Here is a 20,570-nt window from a genome sequence, read left to right as displayed (position 1 = left end):
GCCAACATGATTCCAGTTCGCCTGATCGCGACGGGCAAAGCCGTGCCGTCGCATAGCGTTACTTCCGCAAGCCTGGACCTGAAATTGGGCCATCCGGCCGGCTACACCTTGCGCAAGAGCGGCGTGCTGTCGCGCTTTGTCGCTGCGCCCGATGAATCGCAAAGCCAGTTGGGCGCTGGCGCCCTGCTCGACGCGCTGAAGAACGCCAGCCTGCGTCCGTCCGACATCGATCTGCTGATCTGCGCCTGCGGCGTGCCTGAGCAGGCTTTGCCGAACACGGCCTGTTTCGTTGCAGAACACGCGGGTTTGCCGCCAGGCACGCAAAGTTTCGATGTCAACGCCAGCTGCCTCAGTTTCATGGCCGCTTTCCGCGTGGCCGCGTCCATGCTGGCCGGTGGCGCCTACCGGCGCATCGCCATCGTCTCGTCCGACCTCGCCTCGCGCGGGGTCGACTGGAGCGAGCCGGAAGCGTCGATGATCTTTGGCGACGGCGCCGCCGCCGTCATCGTCGAGCGGGGTGACGGCAGTGCCGGCATCCGCGCCTACAAGATGGGCACGTATCCGGAAGGGCGGCGCTACTGCGAAATCCGCGGCGGCGGCACCGAGCGCAACCCGCGCAACGGCTGCGCACCGGGCGATTACCTGTTCCGCATGGATGGCAAGGCCGTGTTCCGCCTGGCCGTCAAGGTGATGCCGGATTTCCTGGCGGAACTCATGCAGGAAGCGGGCGCCGGCCTGGAGAAAGTCGATGTGGTCGTGCCGCACCAGGCCAGCCCGCTGGGGCTCGCGCATGCGGCGCGCATCCTCGACGTTCCCGATGCTAAAATCATCAAGATCTTCGAAACGCATGGCAACCAGGTGGCCGCGTCCTTGCCCACCGCCCTGCACGAGGCGGTGATGACGGGGCGGGCCGTCGCAGGCCAGCGTTTGCTGATGATGGGCACGGCCGCAGGCCTGACCATCGGCGGCATGATTCTTGATCTGTGAAGGCGGTGCGATGAGGCGGATACTGGTCACGGGAGCAACGGGCGGCTTGGGACGCAATGCCGTGCGTACATTGCTGGCGCAGGGCGTGGAAGTGCGCGCCACGGGCCGCAACGCCGCTGTCGGCCGTGAACTCGAACGCATGGGCGCGCAATTCGTCGCGCTTGATCTGGCGCAAGCATCGCCGCGCCAGGTCGATGAACTGGTGCGCGGCATGGACACCGTCTGGCACTGCGCCGCGCTGTCCTCGCCATGGGGCCCGGAGCGCGACTTCATCGCCGCCAACGTCACGGCCACGGGCCAGTTGCTGCGCGCGGCCGCCAGCCTGCACGTGGCGCGCTTCGTACACATCTCCACCCCGGCCATGTATTTCGATTACCGCAACCGCTACGAGGTAGCGGAAACCTTCCGCCCAGATGCTTACGTCAACGCCTATGCGCGCTCCAAGGCGATGGCGGAAAAGCTGGTGCAGGAATCGGTGGACCGCCATCGCGGCATGACCTGCGTGATCCTGCGCCCGCGCGCCATCTTCGGCCCGCACGACCAGGTGCTGATCCCGCGCCTGGCACGCGTGCTGCAGGAGCGCGGCGGCAAGCTGCCGCTGCCCAGGGGCGGCGCGGTCACCATCGATGTCACCTATGTCGACAATGTCGTGCATGCGATGTGGCTGGCCACCGTGCACAAGACCATCGCTTCGGGCGCCGCCTTCAACATCACGAATGGCGAACCGGCGCGCCTGTGCGACATTTTGCGCAGCCTGTTCTGCGAGCATCTGCAGCAGCCGTTCGAGATCGTCAGCGTGCCGTACCGCGTGCTGGCGCTGGCTGCGCGCCTGATGCAGTTCGCTTCGCGTTTCACGCGGCGCGAGCCTTCCCTCACGCCCTACAGCATCGGCGCGCTCAGTTTCGACATGACGCTCGATAACGCCAAGGCGCGCAAGGTGCTCGGCTACCGTCCCATCGTCAGCCTGCAGGAAGGCATCGCCCTGACGGCGCAGTGGATGCGCCAGGAAGCGGCGGCGCACAAGGTGGGCAAGGAACGCAATGGCTAGCATTACCGCGTTTCGCGTCGGCCACTGCACCCACCCATCGTGCATGGTCTTGAAAGGCAGCGGGCTGGCCAGCCGCTGCTTCCCCTCGCGCGCCTACCTGATCGAAACGCGCGCGGGCCTGTACCTGTGGGATACCGGTTACGCCGAACACTTCCGCGCCGCCACGGCGAAGGGCGTGTACCGCATGTATGCGTGGGTGACGCCGATCTCGTTTGACGCGCAGGAGTCCTTGCAGGGCCAGTTGCGCGCGCATGGCGTGTCCCCCGGCGACATCCATACCTTGCTGCTGTCGCACTTCCACGCCGACCATATCGCCGGCCTGCGCGACTTTCCCGGCGCGCGTCTGATGGCGTCAAAACCGGGCTGGGATGCCGTGCGCGGCCTGTCCGGCGTGGCCGCCGTGCGCCAGGCCTTCGTGCCCGAGCTGCTGCCGTCCGACATTGCCGACCGCCTGGCTTTTGTCGAAAGCGTGCCGGAGACGCCCTTGCCGGCCGCCTTGCTGCCGTTTACGCACGGGCGCGACGTCAGCGGCACAGGCGAGATTTACATCGTCGACCTGCCCGGCCACGCCATCGGCCATATCGGTGCCTTCGTGCTGCAGGATGGCGGCTGGACCTTGCTGGCCTCGGACGCGGCCTGGGTGCCGGAGAGTTTTCAGCAGCTGCGCGGGCCGTCCGAACTGTCGTTCATCATCCAGCACAAGCGCGCCCCGTATTACGCGACCCTGAACCGCTTGCACCAGCTGCACCAGTCGGGCAATGCGCAGATACGCATCACGCATGAAGATACGCTCGATTATTTGCCTGTGGCGGGCCGCCCGTGAAGCGTATTTTCTGGCTGTTGCTGTCGTACTGGCACACGCGCCGCTTGCGCTTCGCAAGCCGCGCGCAGCTGGAAAGTTACCAGCAGGAGCAGCTGGCGCGTTTCATGGACACGCTGTGCGCGCGCAGCAGCTACTTTGCGCCGTACCGCAAGCTGCCCCTGGCGCAGTGGCCAAGCATGAACAAGGCGCTGATGCTCGAACACTTTGATGCCATGAACACGGAAGGCGTCACTTTAGCGCAGGCGATGGCTTCTGCCATGGCCGCCGAGCATAGCCGCGACTTCACGCCTGCCGTGGGCGATATCACCGTAGGCCTGTCGTCGGGCACCTCCTCGCGGCGCGCCGTGTTTACCGTCAGCCCCCGCGAAAAAGCCCAATGGGCGGGCGTGATGCTGGCCAAGGCGCTGCCAGACGGGCTGTTTTCCGGCGAACGGGTGGCCCTGTTCCTGCGCGCGAACAGCAATTTGTACACGGCCGTGCGTTCGCCGTGGCTCACCTTTGCCTTCTATGACCTGTTCGAACCGTTCGACAGCCTGTGCGCGCAGCTTGCGCAATATCAACCTTCCGTCATCGTCGCACCGGCCCAGGTGCTGCGCCAGCTGGCCTTGCGCGTCATCGACGGCAGCCTGGCGCTGGGACCGAAAAAAGTCATTTCGGTTGCCGAAGTGCTCGAAGCACAGGACCGCGCCCTGATCGTGCAGGCGTTTGGCGCCGTGCATGAAATCTACCAGGCCACCGAGGGTTTTCTTGCCAGTAGCTGCGAGCACGGCGTGCTGCATCTGAACGAGGAATATGTGCACGTCGAGCCGCAATGGCTCGATGAGGAACAAAGCCGCTTCGTGCCCGTGATTACGGACTTTACGCGCATCACGCAGCCCATCGTGCGCTACCGCCTGGATGACATCCTGCTCGCGCGCGCCACGCCATGCCCGTGCGGCCGCGCCACGCGCGCCATCGCCGGCATCGAAGGGCGCTGCGACGACTTGCTGCTGCTGCCTTCCGCGTGCGGCGGCGAACCCGTCGCCGTGTTTGCCGATGTATTGACGCGGGCCTTCGCGCAAGCCTTGCCGCCGGACGCCGATTACCGTCTGGTGCAGTCGGATGTAGCGGCCTTGCAGCTGCACGCGGCCCTGGACGATGCCGGCCTGGCCGCCCTGCGCGCGCACCTGGCAACGGTGCTGCGCGGCCTGGGCGTGGCCGTCGACGGCCTGGCCTGGACGACGAGCGGCGAATTGCCTTCCTTTGACCCCACCATGAAACGGCGCCGCATCCGGCGCCTTGCGACAGCATGAATCCTTCTCCCATGACTGCACGCGGTCGCCTGCTGCATTTGCTGGCCGGCTGGGGCAGTGTCGGCCTTGTGTATTTTTCCAGCGACTTGCTGCAAGGGCAGGGAGTGCTGCTGCCCGAAACGGCCATCGACCGCGCCATTCCCTATACGGATGCCGCCATCTGGCTGTACCTGTCTTTCTTTATCCTGATCCCCTACGCCTACCTGGTGGCCGATGCAGCGCGTGTGCGCTGGCTGGCGCGCGCAATGGCGCTTTCTGCCCTGAGCTGCGGCGTGGTCTTCCTGCTGTATCCGACCACCCTCGCATATCCGCCCGTGGGTGAAGGCAGTGCCTGGAGCACGCAGGCGCTGCGCATGCTGCAAGCGGCCGATTCCGCGCAAAACTGCCTGCCGTCGCTGCATGGCGCCCTGACCCTGCTGTGCGTGTGGGCCTTGTGCGACAGGCGTCACTTGGTGCGCTCCGCGCTGGCCGTGATGCTGGGCCTGGCGATCTGCTACGCCATCATCGCGCTGCGCCGGCACGTGAGCATCGACCTGGCCGCCGGTCTGGCCGTGGGCATCGCTGGCGGCATGTTGGCGAAAATGCAGGTATCCTTGACTGCCCGCCGCGCCATTTCCATAAAATCCGCATCATGATGAATCCCTTTGCCCTCTCTTTCCTTGTCATGCTGGCCTTCGTGCTGGCCGAACTGCTGATCCTGAAATGGGTGCGCAAGACGCCGGTGCCGTGGAAAGACGTCATTTTCAATCTCAATTCCGGCCACATCCTGATGTGGGTATTCCGCGGCGTGGAAGTGGCGGCCTTCGCCATGCTGCTGCGCCATGTGAACCTGCATATCGTCGACCAGTGGCCCGTGGCCGCGCAATGGGTGTTCGCCTTTTTTGCCTGGGACCTGTGCTTTTACTGGATGCACAGGCTGCACCATAAAATCCCTTTGCTGTGGGCCGTGCACGTGGTGCACCACCAGGGCGAGCATTTCAACCTGTCGCTGGGCGTGCGCAATTCCTGGTACTCATCGCTGACGAATTTCCCCTTCATCGCCATTCTGGCCGTGCTTGGCGTGCCGCTGGAAATCTTCCTCGTGGTCTCGTCCTTGCATTACACGGTGCAGTTCTACAACCACAATGCGCTGGTGAACAAGTCTGGCATCCTCGACAAATTCATGGTCACGCCCTCGCACCACCGCGTACACCACGGCACCGATACACGCTACATCAACCGCAATTTCGGCGGTACCCTGCTGTTGTGGGACAGGCTGTTCGGCAGCTTCCAGCCCGAACTCGCGGGCGTGGAAATGCGCTATGGCGTGAAGGGCATGGCACAAACGCACAACCCCCTGTTGGCCAGCAACGGAAAGCTGTTCAAGTGGCTGCGCGCGCGCTTTCCCCACTGGCAGTCGCGCGGCACCTTCCACGTGCCCGAGCTGTTCATCGGCATTGGTGGCGTGATCCTGTTTGGCCTGGTGATCTATTACGTCAACCATGAAGCGGCGCTGGCCGGCACTCAGCAGGCGATCCTGTTTGCGCTGATCTTCACCGGCACCCTGGCCCTGGGTGGCCTGTCGGATGCGCGCCGCTGGGGCGCCATCGCCTGGGTGGCCATCGCCCTGGCCATGCCGGCCCTGTATCTGGGCTGGTATGGCGCCCGCGATGCGTGGGGCATGGCATTCCTGGCAGCGTTGTTGGCGCATGGACTCGACGGCGCGCGTCGCCTGTGGTGGCCGGCAGCGGCGGGGACGCGCGCGTGACGCCAGTGCCTCCCTTGCCCCCGTTGCGCTTCCAGCCCGCACGCGATTCCGCCTTCCGCCGCGAACTGCGCGCGCGCGCCGACGCCTACCTGGCGGCCGAAGGAAAGCACCGTTTTGGCGATGTGCGCATGCACGCAAAAGCCGTCTTCCTGGCCGTGCTGACGGTATTGTTGTATGTGCTGGCGCTGCGCGCTGACAGCACCTTGGGCTTCGTCGGCAGCTATGTCGCTTGCCTGGTCACGGCCATGGCGCTGGCCATGAATACCCTGCACGATGCTGCCCATAGCGCCGTCTTCCGCCAGGGACGCCTGAATCGCATCCTGATCCGGCTGGTGGGCTTGCCCGTGGGCGTGGATACGGATTTCTGGACTATCCGCCACGTGCATTTCCACCACACCTATGCCAACGTGGAAGGCTATGACCTCGACACGGAACCGAATCCATTCCTGCGCCAGACGCCGTACCAAAGCTGGTCGCCCCAATATCGCTATCAATACCTGTACTGGCCAGTGGTGGCTGCCCTGTCGCTGCCTTATTTGAACTGGTATGGCGACTGGCTGGACCGATTCGGCAAGACACCCGTGGCCGCGCACAGCCGCTTGCAGGGCTGGCGCGGCTGGCTGTCGTTCCTGGGCTGGAAGCTGGGCCATGTGGCGTTGGTGCTGGCGCTGCCCATGTGGGTGCTGCGGCAGCACGGCATAGCCTGGGACGTCGTGCTGGGCGCGTATTTCGTGGGCCAGATGATCGCCTCATGCGCTCTGGTGGCGCTGATCCTCGGTACGCACTGGGCCGAAGTGGAATTTTTTCAGCCGGGCGCAGACGGCACCCTGCCGCATGACTGGTACCAGCACACGTTTTACACGGCCTGCGACTGGACGCCGCAACCGCGCCGCCTGCGCTGGCTCGGCTACTGGCTCGGCGGCTTGAATTTGCACCTCACGCACCATTTGTTCCCCACCTGGAATCACCGCCACTACCCGGCGCTGGCGCGCATCCTGGCCGAACTGGCGCCGCGCCACGGCCTCGTCTACCGCGAACTCGGTTATGGCCAGCTGCACGCCTCGCAGCAAGCCTTCCTGCGCGCCATGGGCCAGCCGCCCGCAAAGTCTTGACGAATCGTGCTTGACTCTGTTTCCGTTCCGTCTTACATTTCTGTAACGACAGAAATAAGAGAAAATCATGGAACTGAGTCCCACCACGCAAAAGTACATTCTCCATTGGGGGGGAATGGGCACCCGCTGGGGCGTCAACCGCACCGTGGCGCAAATCCACGCGCTGCTGTTCCTGGCCAACGAACCGCTGACGGCGGAAGACATCGCGGCCAGCCTGAACGTGGCCCGTTCGAATGTCAGCAACAGCCTGAAGGAATTGCAAAGCTGGGGCCTGGTGCGCATCACGCATGTATTGAAAGACCGGCGCGACCATTTCGTCGCCCTGCAGGATGTGTGGGAAATCTTCCGGGTCATCATGGAGGAACGCAAGCGGCGCGAGATCGATCCCACCCTGACGGTGCTGCGCGAGTGCGCGATCGAGGGCGAGCACGATGCGGCCATTCCGCGGGCCACCCTGGAACGCATGGGCGAAGTGCTGGCCTTCCTGGAAATGCTCAGCAGCACTTACAGCGACTATAAAAACCTGCCGCCGGCCACCCTGCAGCGCATGCTCTCCATGGGCGGCAAGGTGGCCAAGTTCCTCAGTCCGGACGACAAGCCGGCGAAATCGAAAAAGCCGGGCAAGTCATGAACGGGCCTTCCGAAGGAGAGCTGTTCAGGAAGGTGATGGGCGAGCAGTGGCTCACCCTGCATCCGGACATCCGCCGCCGCTTCGAGAAAAATCCAGCGCCGGGCCAGCCCCTGTATTACCAGGGCGAACTCAGTGAACTCACCAGTTCGCGCCTGGGCAAGGTGCTGGGATGGCTGACGCGTCCCTTCATCGATGGCGCGCTGATTCCGTACGACGACCACGACTTCCCCGTCGATATCGAAGTCTATTCACGTCCCGGCTGCCCCTTCATCTTCAAGCAGCGCACCTACCGTCTGCACGGGCGCGCGCCCATCTGCTTCACGTCCTACATGGCGGAAAGCGCACAGGGCGAAGTGCTCGAATACGTGGGTATGGGGCTGGGCATGAAGCTGGTGCTGCATGTCGAAGATGGCAACCTGCACTTCACCAGCGATGGCTATTTTCTCGATCTTTTCGGCTGGCGGATGCCACTTCCCGGGGTGCTCACGCCAGGCAAGACCTATCTCTGCCACCGCAACGACACGCCGCAGCAGTTCAACATCCGCATCGAAATCCGCCATGCCCTGTTCGGCACCACCTTCACCCAGGTCGGCGTGTTCCGCGAAAGCGCGGCGCCCACCCTTCACAAGGACACACCATGAATACGCATCTGCTGGCCCTGCAACTGATGGCGGCGCAAGGCTGCCTGGGCGCCTTCGACACCATCTACCACCATGAAATCACGGAAGCGCTGCCGCAAAAGGCGTCGGCGCGCCTGGAATTGACCATCCATGCCACGCGTGCGCTGATCTACAGCCTGCTGTTCGTCGGCCTGGCCGCCTGGGAATGGCATGGCGCCTGGGCCTGGGTACTGGTGATCGTGTTTGGCGTGGAAATCGTGCTGACCCTGTGGGACTTCGTCGTCGAAGACCAGACCCGCCTCTTGCCCGCCACGGAGCGGGTCACGCACACGGTGCTGGCGATCAACGCGGGCGCCTTCATCGCCCTGCTGGCCCTGAACAGCAGCCAGTGGGCGAGCCTGCCGACGGCCCTCGTGTGGCAGCCTTATGGCTGGCTCAGCGTCTTCCTGGCCCTGTGTGGCGTGGGCGTGGGCCTGTCCGGCCTGCGCGACGCGTATGCCGTGTGGCAGTTGGGCCGGCGCAAGGTACAGGAGACGGCAGAGCAAGAGGAACACCTGAGCTTTGCCGCCGCGCCACAGTCCGTGCTGGTGACGGGCGCCACGGGTTTCATCGGCCAGCAGTTGGTCAGCGCCCTGCTGGCCGACGGCCACGCGGTGACGGTGCTGACGCGCCAGCCGAAGCAGGCCGCGTGGACCTTCGACGGCAAGCTGCGCTGCATCCAGTCGCTGAACGAATTATCGGACGCGCAGCGCATCGATATGGTGGTCAACCTGGCCGGCGCGCGCATCGTCGGGAAGCGTTGGACGGACGCGCGCAAGGCTGCCCTGCGCCGCAGCCGCGTGGTGCTGACGCAGGACCTGGTGGCGTGGATCGCCCGCGCGCAGCACAAGCCGAGGGTGCTGCTGTCCGCGTCGGCCATCGGTTACTACGGCGTGCAGCCGCAGGGCGACGCGACGGAATTGACGGAGGAGAGCGCGCCGCAAGCCATCTTCATGTCGCAGCTGTGCCAGGAATGGGAAGCGGCCGCGCGCCAGGCGGAGAAATTTGGCGTGCAGGTGGGCTGCATGCGCTTTGGTCTCGTCTTCGGCCACCAGGGTTCGCTGCCGCAGATGCTCTTGCCGATCCGCTTCGGCGTGGGTGGCCCGCTCGGCAGCGGCAAGCAATGGGTATCGTGGGTGCATGTGCGCGACGTGATCCGCGGTGTCGCTTACCTGGCGCGCCGCAGCGAACAAGGCGCGGTGAGCGGCGCGTACAACTTCTGCGCGCCGGAAGCCATCGAGCAGCGCCGCTTCGCCCAGGTGGCGGGCGCGGTACTGCACCGGCCCAGCTTCATGCCCACGCCGGCCTTCGCCATGCGCGCCTTGCTGGGCGAGCAGGCCGACTTGCTGGTGGAAGGTCAAAGGGTCGCACCGCACCGTTTGCTGGCCGACGGCTTTGTCTTCCGCTATCCACAGCTGGAAGGGGCGCTGCGCAGCCTGTAGCCTGGCGTAGAATGGGGCATGGAGGAACCGAACCATGCCCCGCTTCAGTCATACGATAGACAAGCATACCTATGCGTTCGCCAGCCTGAAGGAGCTGCTGGCAAAGGCCACGCCGCCCCGTTCGGGCGATGTGCTTGCCGGCGTGGCGGCATCGAGCGCGCGGGAGCGGGTGGCGGCGCAACTGGCGCTGGCGGAGGTGCCGCTATCGCTGTTCCTCAACGAGGTGCTGGTGCCGTATGAAGATGATGAAGTCACGCGCCTGATCATCGACTCGCATGCGCGCGCCGCCTTTGCGCCGATTTCTCACCTTTGCGTGGGCGACTTTCGCGACTGGCTGCTCGATGACGCGACGGATACGGCGCTACTGTCCCGCATCGCCGCCGGCATCACGCCGGAAATGGCGGCGGCCGTCTCGAAACTGATGCGCTTGCAGGACCTGGTACTGGTGGCCCGCAAGTGCCAGGTCGTCACGGCCTTTCGCAATACGCTGGGCCTGGAAAACCGCTTGTCCACGCGGCTGCAGCCGAACCACCCGACGGACGACGCCACGGGCATTGCCGCCTCCATCCTCGATGGCCTGCAGCTGGGCAGCGGCGACGCCGTGATCGGCATCAATCCCGCCACCGACAATGTGGCGCAGGTGGTCTCGCTGCTGCACTTGCTCGACGCCGTCATCGACCAGTATCAAATACCCACCCAGTCCTGCGTGCTCACGCACATCACCAACACCCTCGAGGCGATACGCCGCGGCGCACCCGTCGACCTGGTGTTTCAGTCGGTGGCGGGCACGCAGGCGGCCAACCGCAGCTTCGGCATCGACCTGGCGCTGCTGGCCGAGGGGCAGGCGGCGGCCCTGTCGCTGGGACGCGGCACGGTGGGCAACAATGTCATGTATTTCGAGACGGGGCAGGGCAGTGCCCTGTCGGCCGGCGCCCACCACGGCATGGACCAGCAAACGTGCGAGGCGCGCGCGTACGCTGTGGCGCGCGCGTATCAGCCGCTGCTGGTCAATTCGGTGGTGGGTTTCATCGGCCCCGAATATCTGTATGACGGCAAGCAGATCATGCGTGCGGGGCTGGAAGACCATTTCTGCGCCAAGCTGCTGGGGCTGCCCATGGGCTGCGACGTGTGCTACACCAACCACGCGGAAGCGGACCAGGATGACATGGATGCCTTGCTGACCATGCTGGGCGTGGCCGGCTGCAATTTTGTCATGGGCGTGCCGGGCGCGGACGACATCATGCTTGGCTACCAGAGCACTTCGTTCCACGATGCCCTGTACGCGCGCCGCGTGCTGGGCTTGCGTCCCGCACCCGAATTCGAGGCCTGGCTGGCGCACATGCAGATCACCGATGCGCAGGGCCGGCTGAAGCGGGTGCTGGCGTACGCTTTCCAGGCGGCGCTGGGGCGGCTGCCGGCGTAAAACGGCGCAAATTGACGCCCCGGGCGGGTGCGCCGGTGCGATAATCGGCGATCTCCCCATTCGACGCCATCATGCTGCCACCCGACCCCGATTCCCTCGATCCGCACGACTGGGATGCGTTTCGCGCGCAAAGCCATCGCATGCTCGACGACATGCTCGACTACGCACAGCGAATTCGCCAGCGGCCTGTTTGGCAGGCGGCGCCGGACAGCGCCCGCGCGGCATTCGCGCAACCGTTACCGCGCGCACCGGGCGAGCTCGGTGAGGCCCACGCCAGTTTCATGCAGGATGTGCTGCCCTACGCCGTAGGCAATGTGCATCCCGGTTTCATGGGCTGGGTGCATGGCGGCGGCACGCCCGTGGGCATGCTGGCCGAGATGCTGGCGGCCGGCCTGAATGCGAATGTAGGCGGGCGCAACCAGATGCCGGTGGAAGTGGAGCGCCAGATTACCCGCTGGATGGCCGAACTGTTCGGCTTTCCCGAGTCGGCCAGCGGCGTGTTCGTCACGGGTACCTCGATGGCCAACTTGATGGGCGTGCTGGTGGCGCGCACGCAGGCGCTGGGCATGGAGGTCCGCCAGGATGGCTTGCAGGGCGCGCCGCTGGTGGCGTACACCTCGGCCGCCGCGCATGGCTGCATCGCGCAGGCGATGGACCTGTCCGGCCTGGGCACGGCTGCCTTGCGCCGCATTGCCGTCAACGAGCGGCAGCAGATAGACGTCGCCGCCCTGGCGCAGACCATCGCGCGTGACCGCGCGGCGGGCCTGCATCCCTTCTTTATCGCTGGCACGGCCGGCACCGTGGACACGGGCGCCATCGACGATTTATCGGCGCTGGCGGCATTGGCCAGGCACGAACAGCTGTGGTTCCACGTCGATGGCGCCTATGGGGCACTGGGCATGCTGTCGCCTCAGGTAGCGCCCCTGCTGGCTGGCATTGAACTGGCAGACTCGCTGGCGTTTGATTTTCACAAGTGGGGGCAAGTGCCGTATGACGCGGGCTTTTTGCTGGTGCGTGACGGCACGCGGCATATGGCGGCGTTTGCCGCTCCGGCGGCCTATCTGCGGCGCGAAACGCGTGGGCTGGCGGGTGGCTCGCCCTGGCCCTGCGATTTCGGCCCCGACCTGTCGCGTGGCTTCCGTGCGCTGAAAACCTGGTTCACTTTCAAGGTACACGGCGCCGAACGCATGGGCGCTGCCATCGCGCACACCTGCGTGCTGGCGCGCTACCTGGCCGAGCAGATAGCGGCCACACCGGAGCTGGAATTGCTGGCGCCCGTGACCCTGAACATCGTCTGCTTCCGCCACCGTGGCGTCGCCGACGGCGACAGCGATGCCTTCAATGGCGAGATCGTCGCCGACTTGCACGAGTCTGGCATTGCGGCGCCATCGACTACCACCATCGGCGGGCAGCTGGCCATCCGCGCCGCCATCGTCAATCACCGTACGCGCACCGAGGATATCGATGCGCTGCTGGCGGGCGTGCTGCGCTTCGGCGCCGCGCGCCTGTCCTGAAAGGAAAGCCAACATGAACGATTTGCTGCTGCACGCTGCCACGCCATATGCGCCGCTGATCGGCCTGGCGCCCCTGATGCGCCTTGCCTTTCTGCAGGAAGACCTGGCGCCGCTGGGCGAAGCGCTGCTGGCGCGCGCGCAAGCGTATCCCGATGACGCGCACGCCTGCCTGGATTTTTCCACCGTGCTGCAATTGAAGGGCGAGCGCGAGATGGCGCTGGCCGTGCAGGCGCAGGCGATCGACTTGCAGCAGCTGTATGCGCTGCCCGCGCAAGCGCCGCAATCTGGCCCTGGCATCCGCGTGCTGGTACTGATGGGGCCAGGCGACCTGATGTCGAATACGCCCATCGAGTTTCTCGTCGAGCAGTCCGACGTGGCGCTCGACCTGCTGTACCTGACGCTGGAAGGCCCCTTGCCGGAAGAAGTGCCGGATCACGACGTGCTGCTGGTGGGCGTGGCCGAGTCCGACGCCAACCAGCCCTTGCTGGCGCTGCTGGCGCAATTCGTGGCGGACTGGCCACGCCCGGTCATCAACCTGCCCCAGCATATCGCACATACCTCGCGCGATGGCCTGTGCGGGAAGCTGCAGGATTTTCCCGGTGTGGCCATGCCACGCACGGTGCGCATCGCGCGCGCGGAGCTGGCGGCGCTAGCTGCGGGGGAATTGCCGCTCGATGCCGTGCTGCCCGGCGACGCCTTTCCCCTGATCGTGCGGCCCCTCGGTTCGCACGCGGGCCACGACCTGGAAAAGATGGAGCACGCCAGCGACTTGCACGCCTATCTGCAGGCCGTCGACGCACCACTCTTTTACATCGCCCGCTTTGTCGACTACCGCAGCGAGGATGGCCAGTTCCGAAAGTACCGCATCGTGCTGATCGACGGCATGCCGTACATCTGCCACTACGCCGTGTCCTCGCACTGGATGATTCATTACCTGAACGCGGGCATGGAGGAAAGCGCGGCCAAGCGCGCCGAGGAGGCCCGGTGCATGGCGCATTTTGACGAGGAATTTGCGCGGCGTCATGCGGCTGCCTTGTGTGCCATCAATGCACGCATGGGCATGCCTTATCTGGGCATCGATTGCGCTGAAACGCGTGACGGTGAATTGCTGGTGTTCGAAGCAGACAACGCCATGATCGTACACGCCATGGATGCCGAAGCCCTGTATCCGTACAAGCGTCCGGTCATGCAGAAGGTCTTTATGGCGTTTCGCGCCATGCTGGCGCGGGCAGCTGCCGGTGATTGCGCCGCTAACTGATCACTTGCCCAATAACTGCTTCAGCAGCCGGCGCTTGGCCTTGCTGCGTTCTGTTTTCCAGTAGCCGTCGAACTGCAGCAGCAGGGCGTTATTGTGAAAAATGCGGATGTGCTGGGGCTGGCCCAGCATGACGGCGTGCACATAGCTGGCGAAAGATTCGGCAAAGTCTTCATGCATGCTGGTGGCCGCATACAGGGTGGCGAAGTTCGTGCCCTGCAGCTGCGCATACGCGTCGCGCATCTGGCTGGCGGCCAGGCGCGGCGCCTGGTAATACACGACGTCTGCGCGCAGGGAGAAATCGTTGCCTGGCAGGGGCACGACCTGCAGTGCTGGCGTGATCTGCCAGGTCAGCGGCAGGTAGTGGTAGTCGTGCGCACTGCGCATGGCCTTCGCGGCGTTCCACCATTCGGGCAGCAAGCCCCGGCCGGCGGCCAGCACATGGCCGAATTCGTGCAGCAGCAAGTATTGCAGTGCGCGCTGGCGGTTGTCGTCCTCGGGTGCTGCGATCTGCGCTTCAAGGCGATAACCATCTTGCGGCGTGAAGGGCGTGTTCTCCTTCCAGGTGGCCCAGGCATTGGCCGTGCGCGCCTCGAACGCTTCCACGTCGAGCGCCACCACTACGCCCAGGATCACGCCCTCGCTACTGACGACGATGTCGCTGATGGCCGAGGAACCCAGCTGTCGCGCAAAGCCCACTCCCAGCAGCACGCCGTCGAGCAGCGCCTGCACGGAGGCCGGCATGGTGGCCATGGCCGCGCGCACGTCGGCATGGAAATCAGCGTCTACCTGCTTGGAAGTGGGCTGCGCGGCGACGCCGGTGGAGGCATTGACTTGCGCCACATGGGCGATAACTTCATCCTGGGCGGGCCCAAGGCGCTCGAGCAAAGGCAAATCGTACAGCTGGTCCCACTGCGCGGCATCGGCGGCAACAATCATGGCGTTCCTGGCGTGGTGAGTGACGGTGATAAACTGGAATTGCGGCGCAGTGTAGCAAGGATACGCGCTTGCAGGGAGGCTGTATGGCTAAAACGGATATTGGTGTCGGTAGTGACTGGCAAGCCTTGCGCCGGCATACGGTCGCGCGCATCGCGCTGGGACGCTGCGGCGTCAGCGTGCCGACCCGCGCGCAACTGGCGTTCCAGCTGGCCCACGCCCAGGCGCGCGATGCCGTGCATCTGGCGCTCGATGGCGAGGCACTGGCACGCGCCTTGGCCGCGCAAGGGCAAGACTGCGTGCAGCTGCATAGCGCCGCCGCCACGCGTGCCATCTACCTGCAGCGGCCCGACCTGGGGCGCCGGCTCGATGACGTTTCACACGCGCGGCTGGTAGGTGGCTCCAAGGGAGTAGACCTGGCGCTGGTGGCGGCAGATGGCCTGTCGGCGCTGGCCGTGCAGCGCCACGCGGCGCCATTTCTGGCCGCCTTGCGCGAACGGCTGGCGCTGGAGGCGTGGACGCTGTCGCCGCTGCATATCGTGGCGCAGGGGCGGGTGGCCATCGGCGACGAGGTGGGGCAATTGCTGCAAGCGAAGGCTGTGCTGGTGCTGATCGGCGAGCGGCCGGGCCTGAGTTCCCCTGACAGCCTGGGCCTGTACCTGACGTGGGCCCCAAAAGTAGGCTTGCTGGACGAGCGCCGCAACTGCATCTCGAATGTGCGCCCCGAGGGGCTGGCGTATGCGCCGGCCGCGTACCGGCTGCACTACCTGCTGTCGCAGGCATTCAGCCGGCAATTGTCGGGCGTGGACTTGAAGGATGAAACGGTGGAAGAGGGCGCGGCCCTGGCGGGCGGGCGCAACTTCCTGCTGGAGTGATCAGACTTCGCGGATTTCGTCCAGCGGCCAGCGCGGGCGCACATTGAACGAATAATCGTGCTTGGCGGCGTCGGGATTGATTTGCAGGCGCATGGCGCCGGCGAAGGCGATCATGGCGCCGTTATCGGTACAGAATTCCAGCTCCGGGTAATACACCTTGAAGCGCTTCTTGGCGGCGGCCGCGTTGAGCGAAGCGCGCAGCTGTGCGTTGGCGCCCACGCCGCCGGCGATTACCAGGCGTTTCAAGCCCGTGTGCTTGAGGGCGGACACGCATTTGGCCGTCAGCACGTCGACGATGGCGTCGACGAAGCCGCGCGCGATATTCGCCTTGTCCTGATCGCAGATATTCGCGATGACTTTTTCTTCATGGTTCTTCACCACCGTCAGCACGGCCGTTTTCAAACCGGAGAAACTGAAATTGAAGTCCTTCGAGTGCAGCATCGGGCGCGGCAGTTTATACGCCAGCGGGTCACCGAATTCGGCCAGGCGCGAAATGGCGGGGCCGCCCGGATAACCGAGGCCCAGCAGCTTGGCCGACTTGTCGAATGCCTCGCCGGCCGCATCATCGAGTGTTTCGCCCAGCATGGTGTACTGGCCCACGCCATCGACGCGCATCAGCTGCGTGTGGCCGCCCGACACCAGCAGCGCGATGAAGGGGAAATCCGGCGGCTCGGACGCCAGCAGCGGCGACAGCAGATGGCCCTCCAGGTGGTGGATGCCGAGCACCGGCTTGTTGATGGCCAGGCCCAGGCTGCAGGCAACGGAGGAACCCACCAGCAGCGCGCCGGCAAGACCCGGGCCTTGCGTGTAGGCGATGGCGTCGATTTCGGGCAGGCTGATGCCAGCCTTGGCCAAGGTCTCTTCCAGCAGCGGGATGGCGCGGCGGATATGGTCGCGCGACGCCAGTTCCGGCACCACGCCGCCATATTGCTCGTGCATGGCTACTTGCGAATAGAGGGCGTGCGACAGCAGGCCGCGTTGCGTGTCGTACAAGGCCAGACCGGTTTCGTCACAGGAGGATTCGACGCCAAGAACAATCATGAAGGTGTTAAATAGGGAGGAGTAATCCGCCATTGTAAAGGAAAGCCGGGCAGTCCACCGTGCGGCCGGCGCACCATTTCGGCGGCAGTGTGCACTTGCGCAGTGCGCCGCAGTGGCGTTTTGCCTTGTATTTCGCCCTACTTGCGCCTTTGCCGGCACTGGCACCGCTTTTGCTTAGGCAAGCGTGTGCCTTTTTCACGGGAGTTCGCGATGCCAGAACAATGGAAAATGATTTGCCGCCTGAAGGATATGCCGCTGGCGGGTGCGCGCATGGTGCAGCGGGGCCTTGCGTGGCAGGATTTGCCGGGCGTGGCGCTGTTCCGCACGGCTGACGATACGGTGTACGCGCTGCTCGATACGGTGCCTTGCCTGGGTGGCCCGCTGGCGCACGGGGTGCTGATGGAGAAAAACCTGATGGGGCCGAAGAACAGCTGGATCATCGAGCTCGATTCGGGCCGCCTGGTGGCGCCCGTGCAGGGCATGGCGCGCCTGTACGCCGTGCGCATCATGGACGGGCGTATCTACCTGGACGTCAATGAACTGAATATCCCGGCCAGCAAGGCGGAACAGGCACTGGCCGGGTCGTACGCCGTGCTGCCGCATGTGCAGATGGCATAGGTATATGGGGTCAGACCCACAATGCCGCTAGCGCAAGGGTCAGCGCCAACGTGGTCGGGGGTCTGACCCCGGCTCTTTGCTGCTTACTTGGGACGGTTCAGCAGATGCGCATGCGCGTCGCGCAGCATCGTGGCCGTCGTATCCCAGTCGATGCAGCCGTCGGTGACGGAGCAGCCGTAGGTCAGTTGCGACAGGTCTTGCGGAATCTTCTGGTTGCCGCTGACGATGTTCGATTCGATCATCACGCCCACCAGCGAGTGGTTGCCCTGGCGGATCTGATTGACCACGTCGGCCATCACCAGCGGTTGCAGTTCCGGTTTTTTATAGCTGTTCGCATGCGAGCAGTCGACTACCAGGTTGGCCGGCAGCTTGGCCTTGGCCAGTGCCTGTTCGGCGATGGCGATCGAGACCGAATCGTAGTTCGGGCGGCCGTCGCCGCCGCGCAGTACCACGTGGCCATACGCATTGCCGCGCGTGCGCACGATGGCGACGTTGCCTTCGGCGTTAATGCCCAGGAAGGAGTGCGGATGCGCCGACGACAAGATCGCGTTCACCGCGATGCTGATGTCGCCATCGGTACCGTTCTTGAAGCCCACCGGTGTCGACAGGCCGGACGACATTTCGCGGTGCGTCTGCGATTCCGTGGTGCGTGCGCCGATGGCGGTCCAGGCGATCAGGTCGCCCAGGTATTGCGGCGAGATGGGGTCCAGCGCTTCGGTGGCGGTGGGCAGGCCCAGTTCGCACACGTCGAGCAGGAACTGGCGCGCCTTTTCCATGCCTTCGTTGACCTTGAACGAGTCGTCCATGTACGGGTCGTTGATATAGCCTTTCCAGCCCGTGGTGGTACGCGGTTTTTCGAAATATACGCGCATCACCAGCAGCATCGTATCTTTGACTTCCTCTTGCAGCGCTTTCAGGCGGCGCGCGTAATCGAGGCCGGCGACGGGGTCGTGGATGGAGCACGGACCGACGACGACGAACAGACGCTGGTCCTTGCGGTCGATGATGTTGCGCAGCGCTTCGCGGCCGCGGCTGACGGTGTCGAAGGCGCTCTCCGACAGGGGCAGCTTGGCGTGCAGTTCTGCCGGTGTTGGCATGGGCGCGAAGGAGGTGACGTTGATATTTTCGATGTCTGGCGTATTCATGATTCTGGCTCGGCTTTCGCTATTGCGTTCTTTAAGAGGCAATAGTGTAGCGGAAATGCGGCCTGGCGGCGGGGATGGGGCCAAAACGGGAATGCATGAGTTGTTTTTATGGCAGGGCCGGCACGCCGCCGGCCCCTTGCTCCCGGGCGCTCAATGGCCGCCGGCCAGGCTGGCGCCAAAGCTGTAGCGGGCGATGCGCTGGTAGTTGCCGGCCAGCTCGGGTGGCCGGGGCAGGCCGGGATGGCGCCGCACATGCTCGAGTATCGCCGTTTCATGCTGGCGTATCTGCGCGTCCAGGCAGGCAACCTGCTGGCGCAACAGGGCGTGCAGCGCATGCTGGCCCGCCTGCAGATGGGCATCGAGGCGCGCCGACTCCTGCTTGCGCACGCCTTCGATGGCGTGCAGGCGGCGCAGCCACAGGCGCAGCTCCACGTAGGCGGGCGATGGCGGCGTCCAGTGCGCAGGGCGCCTGTCCTCGCAGTAGTTGGCCAGCACCACGGCGCTGCGCCCCGCGTCCTCGGGCAAGCCTTGGCCGCGTATATATTCTTCCAGTTGCGAGGGCTGGGCATCGCAGACCAGCATGCCCATGTCCGCCAGCACGCGGGCAGGAACCTCGCTGTACGGCATGTCGAGGCGCATGCAGACGCGCAAGCCCGTGATGGTGACGTCGTTCCTTTGCAGCCAGCTGCGCAGCCAGCGGTAGCCGGCCATGTCGTTTTCCAGCACCTTGCACAGTACTTCGCCGCCCGAGAGCAGCACGGCTTTCAGCAGCAGCTTGCTCGTTTCGATGCCGACGAAGGCCGTTTCCTGTTTGATCGCGTGTTCCATGATGAGTCCTCCCATGCAGTCTTATACGTAGCGGCGGCGCGTACGGATGCAGACGCGATGCAAATTCGTAAAAAAATAGCTTGGAAGACTGTTGCATTGGCGCCTAAGCCATCCGCCAGCCCGTCTGCACGGGGAAAAATCCGTGTAAGCTGGCGCCATGACGACTGTTTCCATACCCCATACTGACGTGGCCGGCGAGCCATTCCCCGCTGCACGTTTCATCAAAGAAATAGGACGCGGCAAGAATGGCGCGCGCAGCATGACGCGCATGGATGCCCGCGCCCTCTACCGCGCCATGCTCGAGGGCCGCGTGTCGGACCTGGAGCTGGGCGGCATTTTGTTATCGATGCGCATCAAGGGCGAATCTGTGGATGAGATCGCCGGTTTCCTCGACGCGGCTGAAGCGTCGTTCGTACCCCTTGCCGCGCCGGCAGGTGAATTTGCTCCGATCATCATTCCCAGCTACAACGGCGCGCGCAAGATGGCCAATCTGACGGCCTTGCTGGCGCTGCTGCTGGCGCGCGCGGGCGCACCCGTGCTCGTGCATGGCGTCACCAGCGACCCTGGCCGCATCACCACGGCCGAAGTGCTGGCCGCGCTGGGCGTGCCGGCCTCGCCGGATCATGCGCAAGCCGAGGCCGCCATGGCGCGCGGGGAAGCGGCCTTCCTGCCCATAGCGTCACTGGCACCGCGCCTGGCACACATGCTGTCGCTGCGGCGCGTGCTGGGCGTGCGCAATTCCACGCATACCCTGGTGAAAATCATGCAGCCCTTCGCCGGGCCCGCCCTGCGCCTGGTGTCGTACACGCACCCGGAATACCTGGAAATGCTCGGTGAATATTTCCTGACTGCCTCTGATCCTGCGCGCGGCGACGCTTTCCTGATGCGCGGTACGGAAGGCGAGACGGTGGCCAACGCCAACAAGGCGCAGCAGATCGACTGGTTCCATGGTGCTGAACGCACGGTGCTGGTGGAAAAGCAGGCGCTGGTGGAAGAGTTGCCGCATTTGCCGGCCGAGCGCGATGCGGCCACCACGGCTGCCTGGATCGCTGCCGTGCTGCGCGGCGAGGTGCCCGTGCCGCCGTCGATCGCCGAGCAGGTGGGGCAATGCCTGATGGCATCGCGGCAGATTGCAGCACGGCCGCGCTAGCTGCGTCGCCGCAGTTTACAATGGCGTCTTTGTAATCAGCGGTG

20 protein-coding genes are annotated in these 20,570 nt (G+C 64.9%); 16 read left to right on the top strand and 4 right to left on the bottom strand.

The features are described 5' to 3' along the window. Window positions 1-6: 6 nt before the first annotated feature. The 13 genes from CLU92_RS15900 to CLU92_RS15840 all read left to right on the top strand — a co-directional run bounded on the left by CLU92_RS15900 (window position 7) and on the right by CLU92_RS15840 (window position 13,936). Entirely contained in the window at window positions 7-987 is a 981-nt protein-coding gene (locus tag CLU92_RS15900; RefSeq protein WP_101482680.1) for a 3-oxoacyl-[acyl-carrier-protein] synthase III C-terminal domain-containing protein, read from the top strand. A 10-nt stretch (window positions 988-997) separates the two neighbouring features. Then, the gene (locus CLU92_RS15895; RefSeq protein ID WP_101482679.1) at window positions 998-2,035 is read left to right on the top strand and encodes an NAD(P)-dependent oxidoreductase; all 1,038 of its coding nucleotides are present in this window, start codon (window positions 998-1,000) and stop codon (window positions 2,033-2,035) included. Further along, on the top strand, window positions 2,028-2,858 hold the full coding sequence (locus tag CLU92_RS15890; protein ID WP_101482678.1) for an MBL fold metallo-hydrolase: 831 nt from the start codon (window positions 2,028-2,030) through the stop codon (window positions 2,856-2,858). Before CLU92_RS15895 ends, CLU92_RS15890 begins: the two co-directional genes overlap by 8 nt. Next, window positions 2,855-4,150, top strand: coding sequence for a F390 synthetase-related protein (locus tag CLU92_RS15885; RefSeq protein WP_101482677.1), 1,296 nt, complete (start codon window positions 2,855-2,857; stop codon window positions 4,148-4,150). Before CLU92_RS15890 ends, CLU92_RS15885 begins: the two co-directional genes overlap by 4 nt. A gap of 11 nt (window positions 4,151-4,161) precedes the next feature. Next, the gene (locus CLU92_RS15880; RefSeq protein WP_101482676.1) at window positions 4,162-4,785 is read left to right on the top strand and encodes a phosphatase PAP2 family protein; all 624 of its coding nucleotides are present in this window, start codon (window positions 4,162-4,164) and stop codon (window positions 4,783-4,785) included. Continuing rightward, window positions 4,782-5,897, top strand: a complete 1,116-nt coding sequence (locus CLU92_RS15875) for a sterol desaturase family protein (protein WP_101482675.1) — start codon at window positions 4,782-4,784, stop codon at window positions 5,895-5,897. The genes CLU92_RS15880 and CLU92_RS15875 overlap by 4 nt, the downstream gene beginning before the upstream one ends. After that, entirely contained in the window at window positions 5,894-7,009 is a 1,116-nt protein-coding gene (locus CLU92_RS15870; RefSeq protein ID WP_257561098.1) for an acyl-CoA desaturase, read from the top strand. Before CLU92_RS15875 ends, CLU92_RS15870 begins: the two co-directional genes overlap by 4 nt. Window positions 7,010-7,076: 67 nt before the next feature. Further along, window positions 7,077-7,640, top strand: a complete 564-nt coding sequence (locus tag CLU92_RS15865) for a GbsR/MarR family transcriptional regulator (protein ID WP_101482673.1) — start codon at window positions 7,077-7,079, stop codon at window positions 7,638-7,640. After that, complete coding sequence (locus CLU92_RS15860; RefSeq protein ID WP_180338531.1) at window positions 7,637-8,281, top strand: DUF4166 domain-containing protein; 645 nt, start codon at window positions 7,637-7,639, stop codon at window positions 8,279-8,281. The genes CLU92_RS15865 and CLU92_RS15860 overlap by 4 nt, the downstream gene beginning before the upstream one ends. Further along, a complete protein-coding gene (locus CLU92_RS15855) occupies window positions 8,278-9,741 on the top strand; it encodes a TIGR01777 family oxidoreductase (protein WP_101482671.1) in 1,464 nt (487 codons plus the stop codon). The genes CLU92_RS15860 and CLU92_RS15855 overlap by 4 nt, the downstream gene beginning before the upstream one ends. A 34-nt stretch (window positions 9,742-9,775) precedes the next feature. Then, window positions 9,776-11,164, top strand: coding sequence for an ethanolamine ammonia-lyase subunit EutB (locus tag CLU92_RS15850; protein ID WP_101482670.1), 1,389 nt, complete (start codon window positions 9,776-9,778; stop codon window positions 11,162-11,164). A 71-nt stretch (window positions 11,165-11,235) separates the two neighbouring features. Then, a complete protein-coding gene (locus CLU92_RS15845; RefSeq protein ID WP_101482669.1) occupies window positions 11,236-12,678 on the top strand; it encodes an aspartate aminotransferase family protein in 1,443 nt (480 codons plus the stop codon). Between the two features lie 13 nt (window positions 12,679-12,691). Beyond that, the gene (locus CLU92_RS15840) at window positions 12,692-13,936 is read left to right on the top strand and encodes a RimK family alpha-L-glutamate ligase (RefSeq protein WP_101482668.1); all 1,245 of its coding nucleotides are present in this window, start codon (window positions 12,692-12,694) and stop codon (window positions 13,934-13,936) included. Here CLU92_RS15840 and CLU92_RS15835 read toward each other — a convergent pair whose 3' ends face one another. Continuing rightward, on the bottom strand, window positions 13,937-14,872 hold the full coding sequence (locus tag CLU92_RS15835; RefSeq protein WP_101482667.1) for a hypothetical protein: 936 nt from the start codon (window positions 14,870-14,872) through the stop codon (window positions 13,937-13,939). It lies immediately after the preceding gene. An 83-nt stretch (window positions 14,873-14,955) separates the two neighbouring features. Between CLU92_RS15835 and eutC the strand changes: the two genes are divergently transcribed. Further along, the gene (gene eutC / locus CLU92_RS15830) at window positions 14,956-15,744 is read left to right on the top strand and encodes an ethanolamine ammonia-lyase subunit EutC (RefSeq protein WP_101482666.1); all 789 of its coding nucleotides are present in this window, start codon (window positions 14,956-14,958) and stop codon (window positions 15,742-15,744) included. On the opposite strand, the gene tsaD is transcribed toward eutC, so the two are convergent. Continuing rightward, window positions 15,745-16,785, bottom strand: coding sequence for a tRNA (adenosine(37)-N6)-threonylcarbamoyltransferase complex transferase subunit TsaD (gene tsaD, locus CLU92_RS15825; protein ID WP_101482665.1), 1,041 nt, complete (start codon window positions 16,783-16,785; stop codon window positions 15,745-15,747). 210 nt (window positions 16,786-16,995) lie between these two features. Between tsaD and CLU92_RS15820 the strand changes: the two genes are divergently transcribed. Then, the gene (locus CLU92_RS15820) at window positions 16,996-17,403 is read left to right on the top strand and encodes a nitrite reductase (NAD(P)H) small subunit (protein WP_101482664.1); all 408 of its coding nucleotides are present in this window, start codon (window positions 16,996-16,998) and stop codon (window positions 17,401-17,403) included. Window positions 17,404-17,486: 83 nt separating this feature from the next. On the opposite strand, the gene CLU92_RS15815 is transcribed toward CLU92_RS15820, so the two are convergent. Then, complete coding sequence (locus CLU92_RS15815) at window positions 17,487-18,548, bottom strand: 3-deoxy-7-phosphoheptulonate synthase (RefSeq protein WP_101482663.1); 1,062 nt, start codon at window positions 18,546-18,548, stop codon at window positions 17,487-17,489. 150 nt (window positions 18,549-18,698) lie between these two features. Next, entirely contained in the window at window positions 18,699-19,376 is a 678-nt protein-coding gene (locus CLU92_RS15810; protein WP_101482662.1) for a hypothetical protein, read from the bottom strand. A 157-nt stretch (window positions 19,377-19,533) separates the two neighbouring features. Here CLU92_RS15810 and ybiB point away from each other — a divergent pair, with 157 nt between their 5' ends. Further along, window positions 19,534-20,526, top strand: coding sequence for a DNA-binding protein YbiB (gene ybiB / locus CLU92_RS15805; protein ID WP_101482661.1), 993 nt, complete (start codon window positions 19,534-19,536; stop codon window positions 20,524-20,526). Window positions 20,527-20,570: the final 44 nt, after the last annotated feature.

Origin of the sequence: Janthinobacterium sp. 61, from assembly GCF_002846335.1 — a bacterium.
In the GTDB taxonomy this organism is placed as follows: Bacteria; Pseudomonadota; Gammaproteobacteria; order Burkholderiales; family Burkholderiaceae_D; genus Janthinobacterium.
The sequence above is the reverse complement of the archived record's forward strand: the minus strand, read 5'-3'. Positions and strand labels throughout refer to the sequence as shown.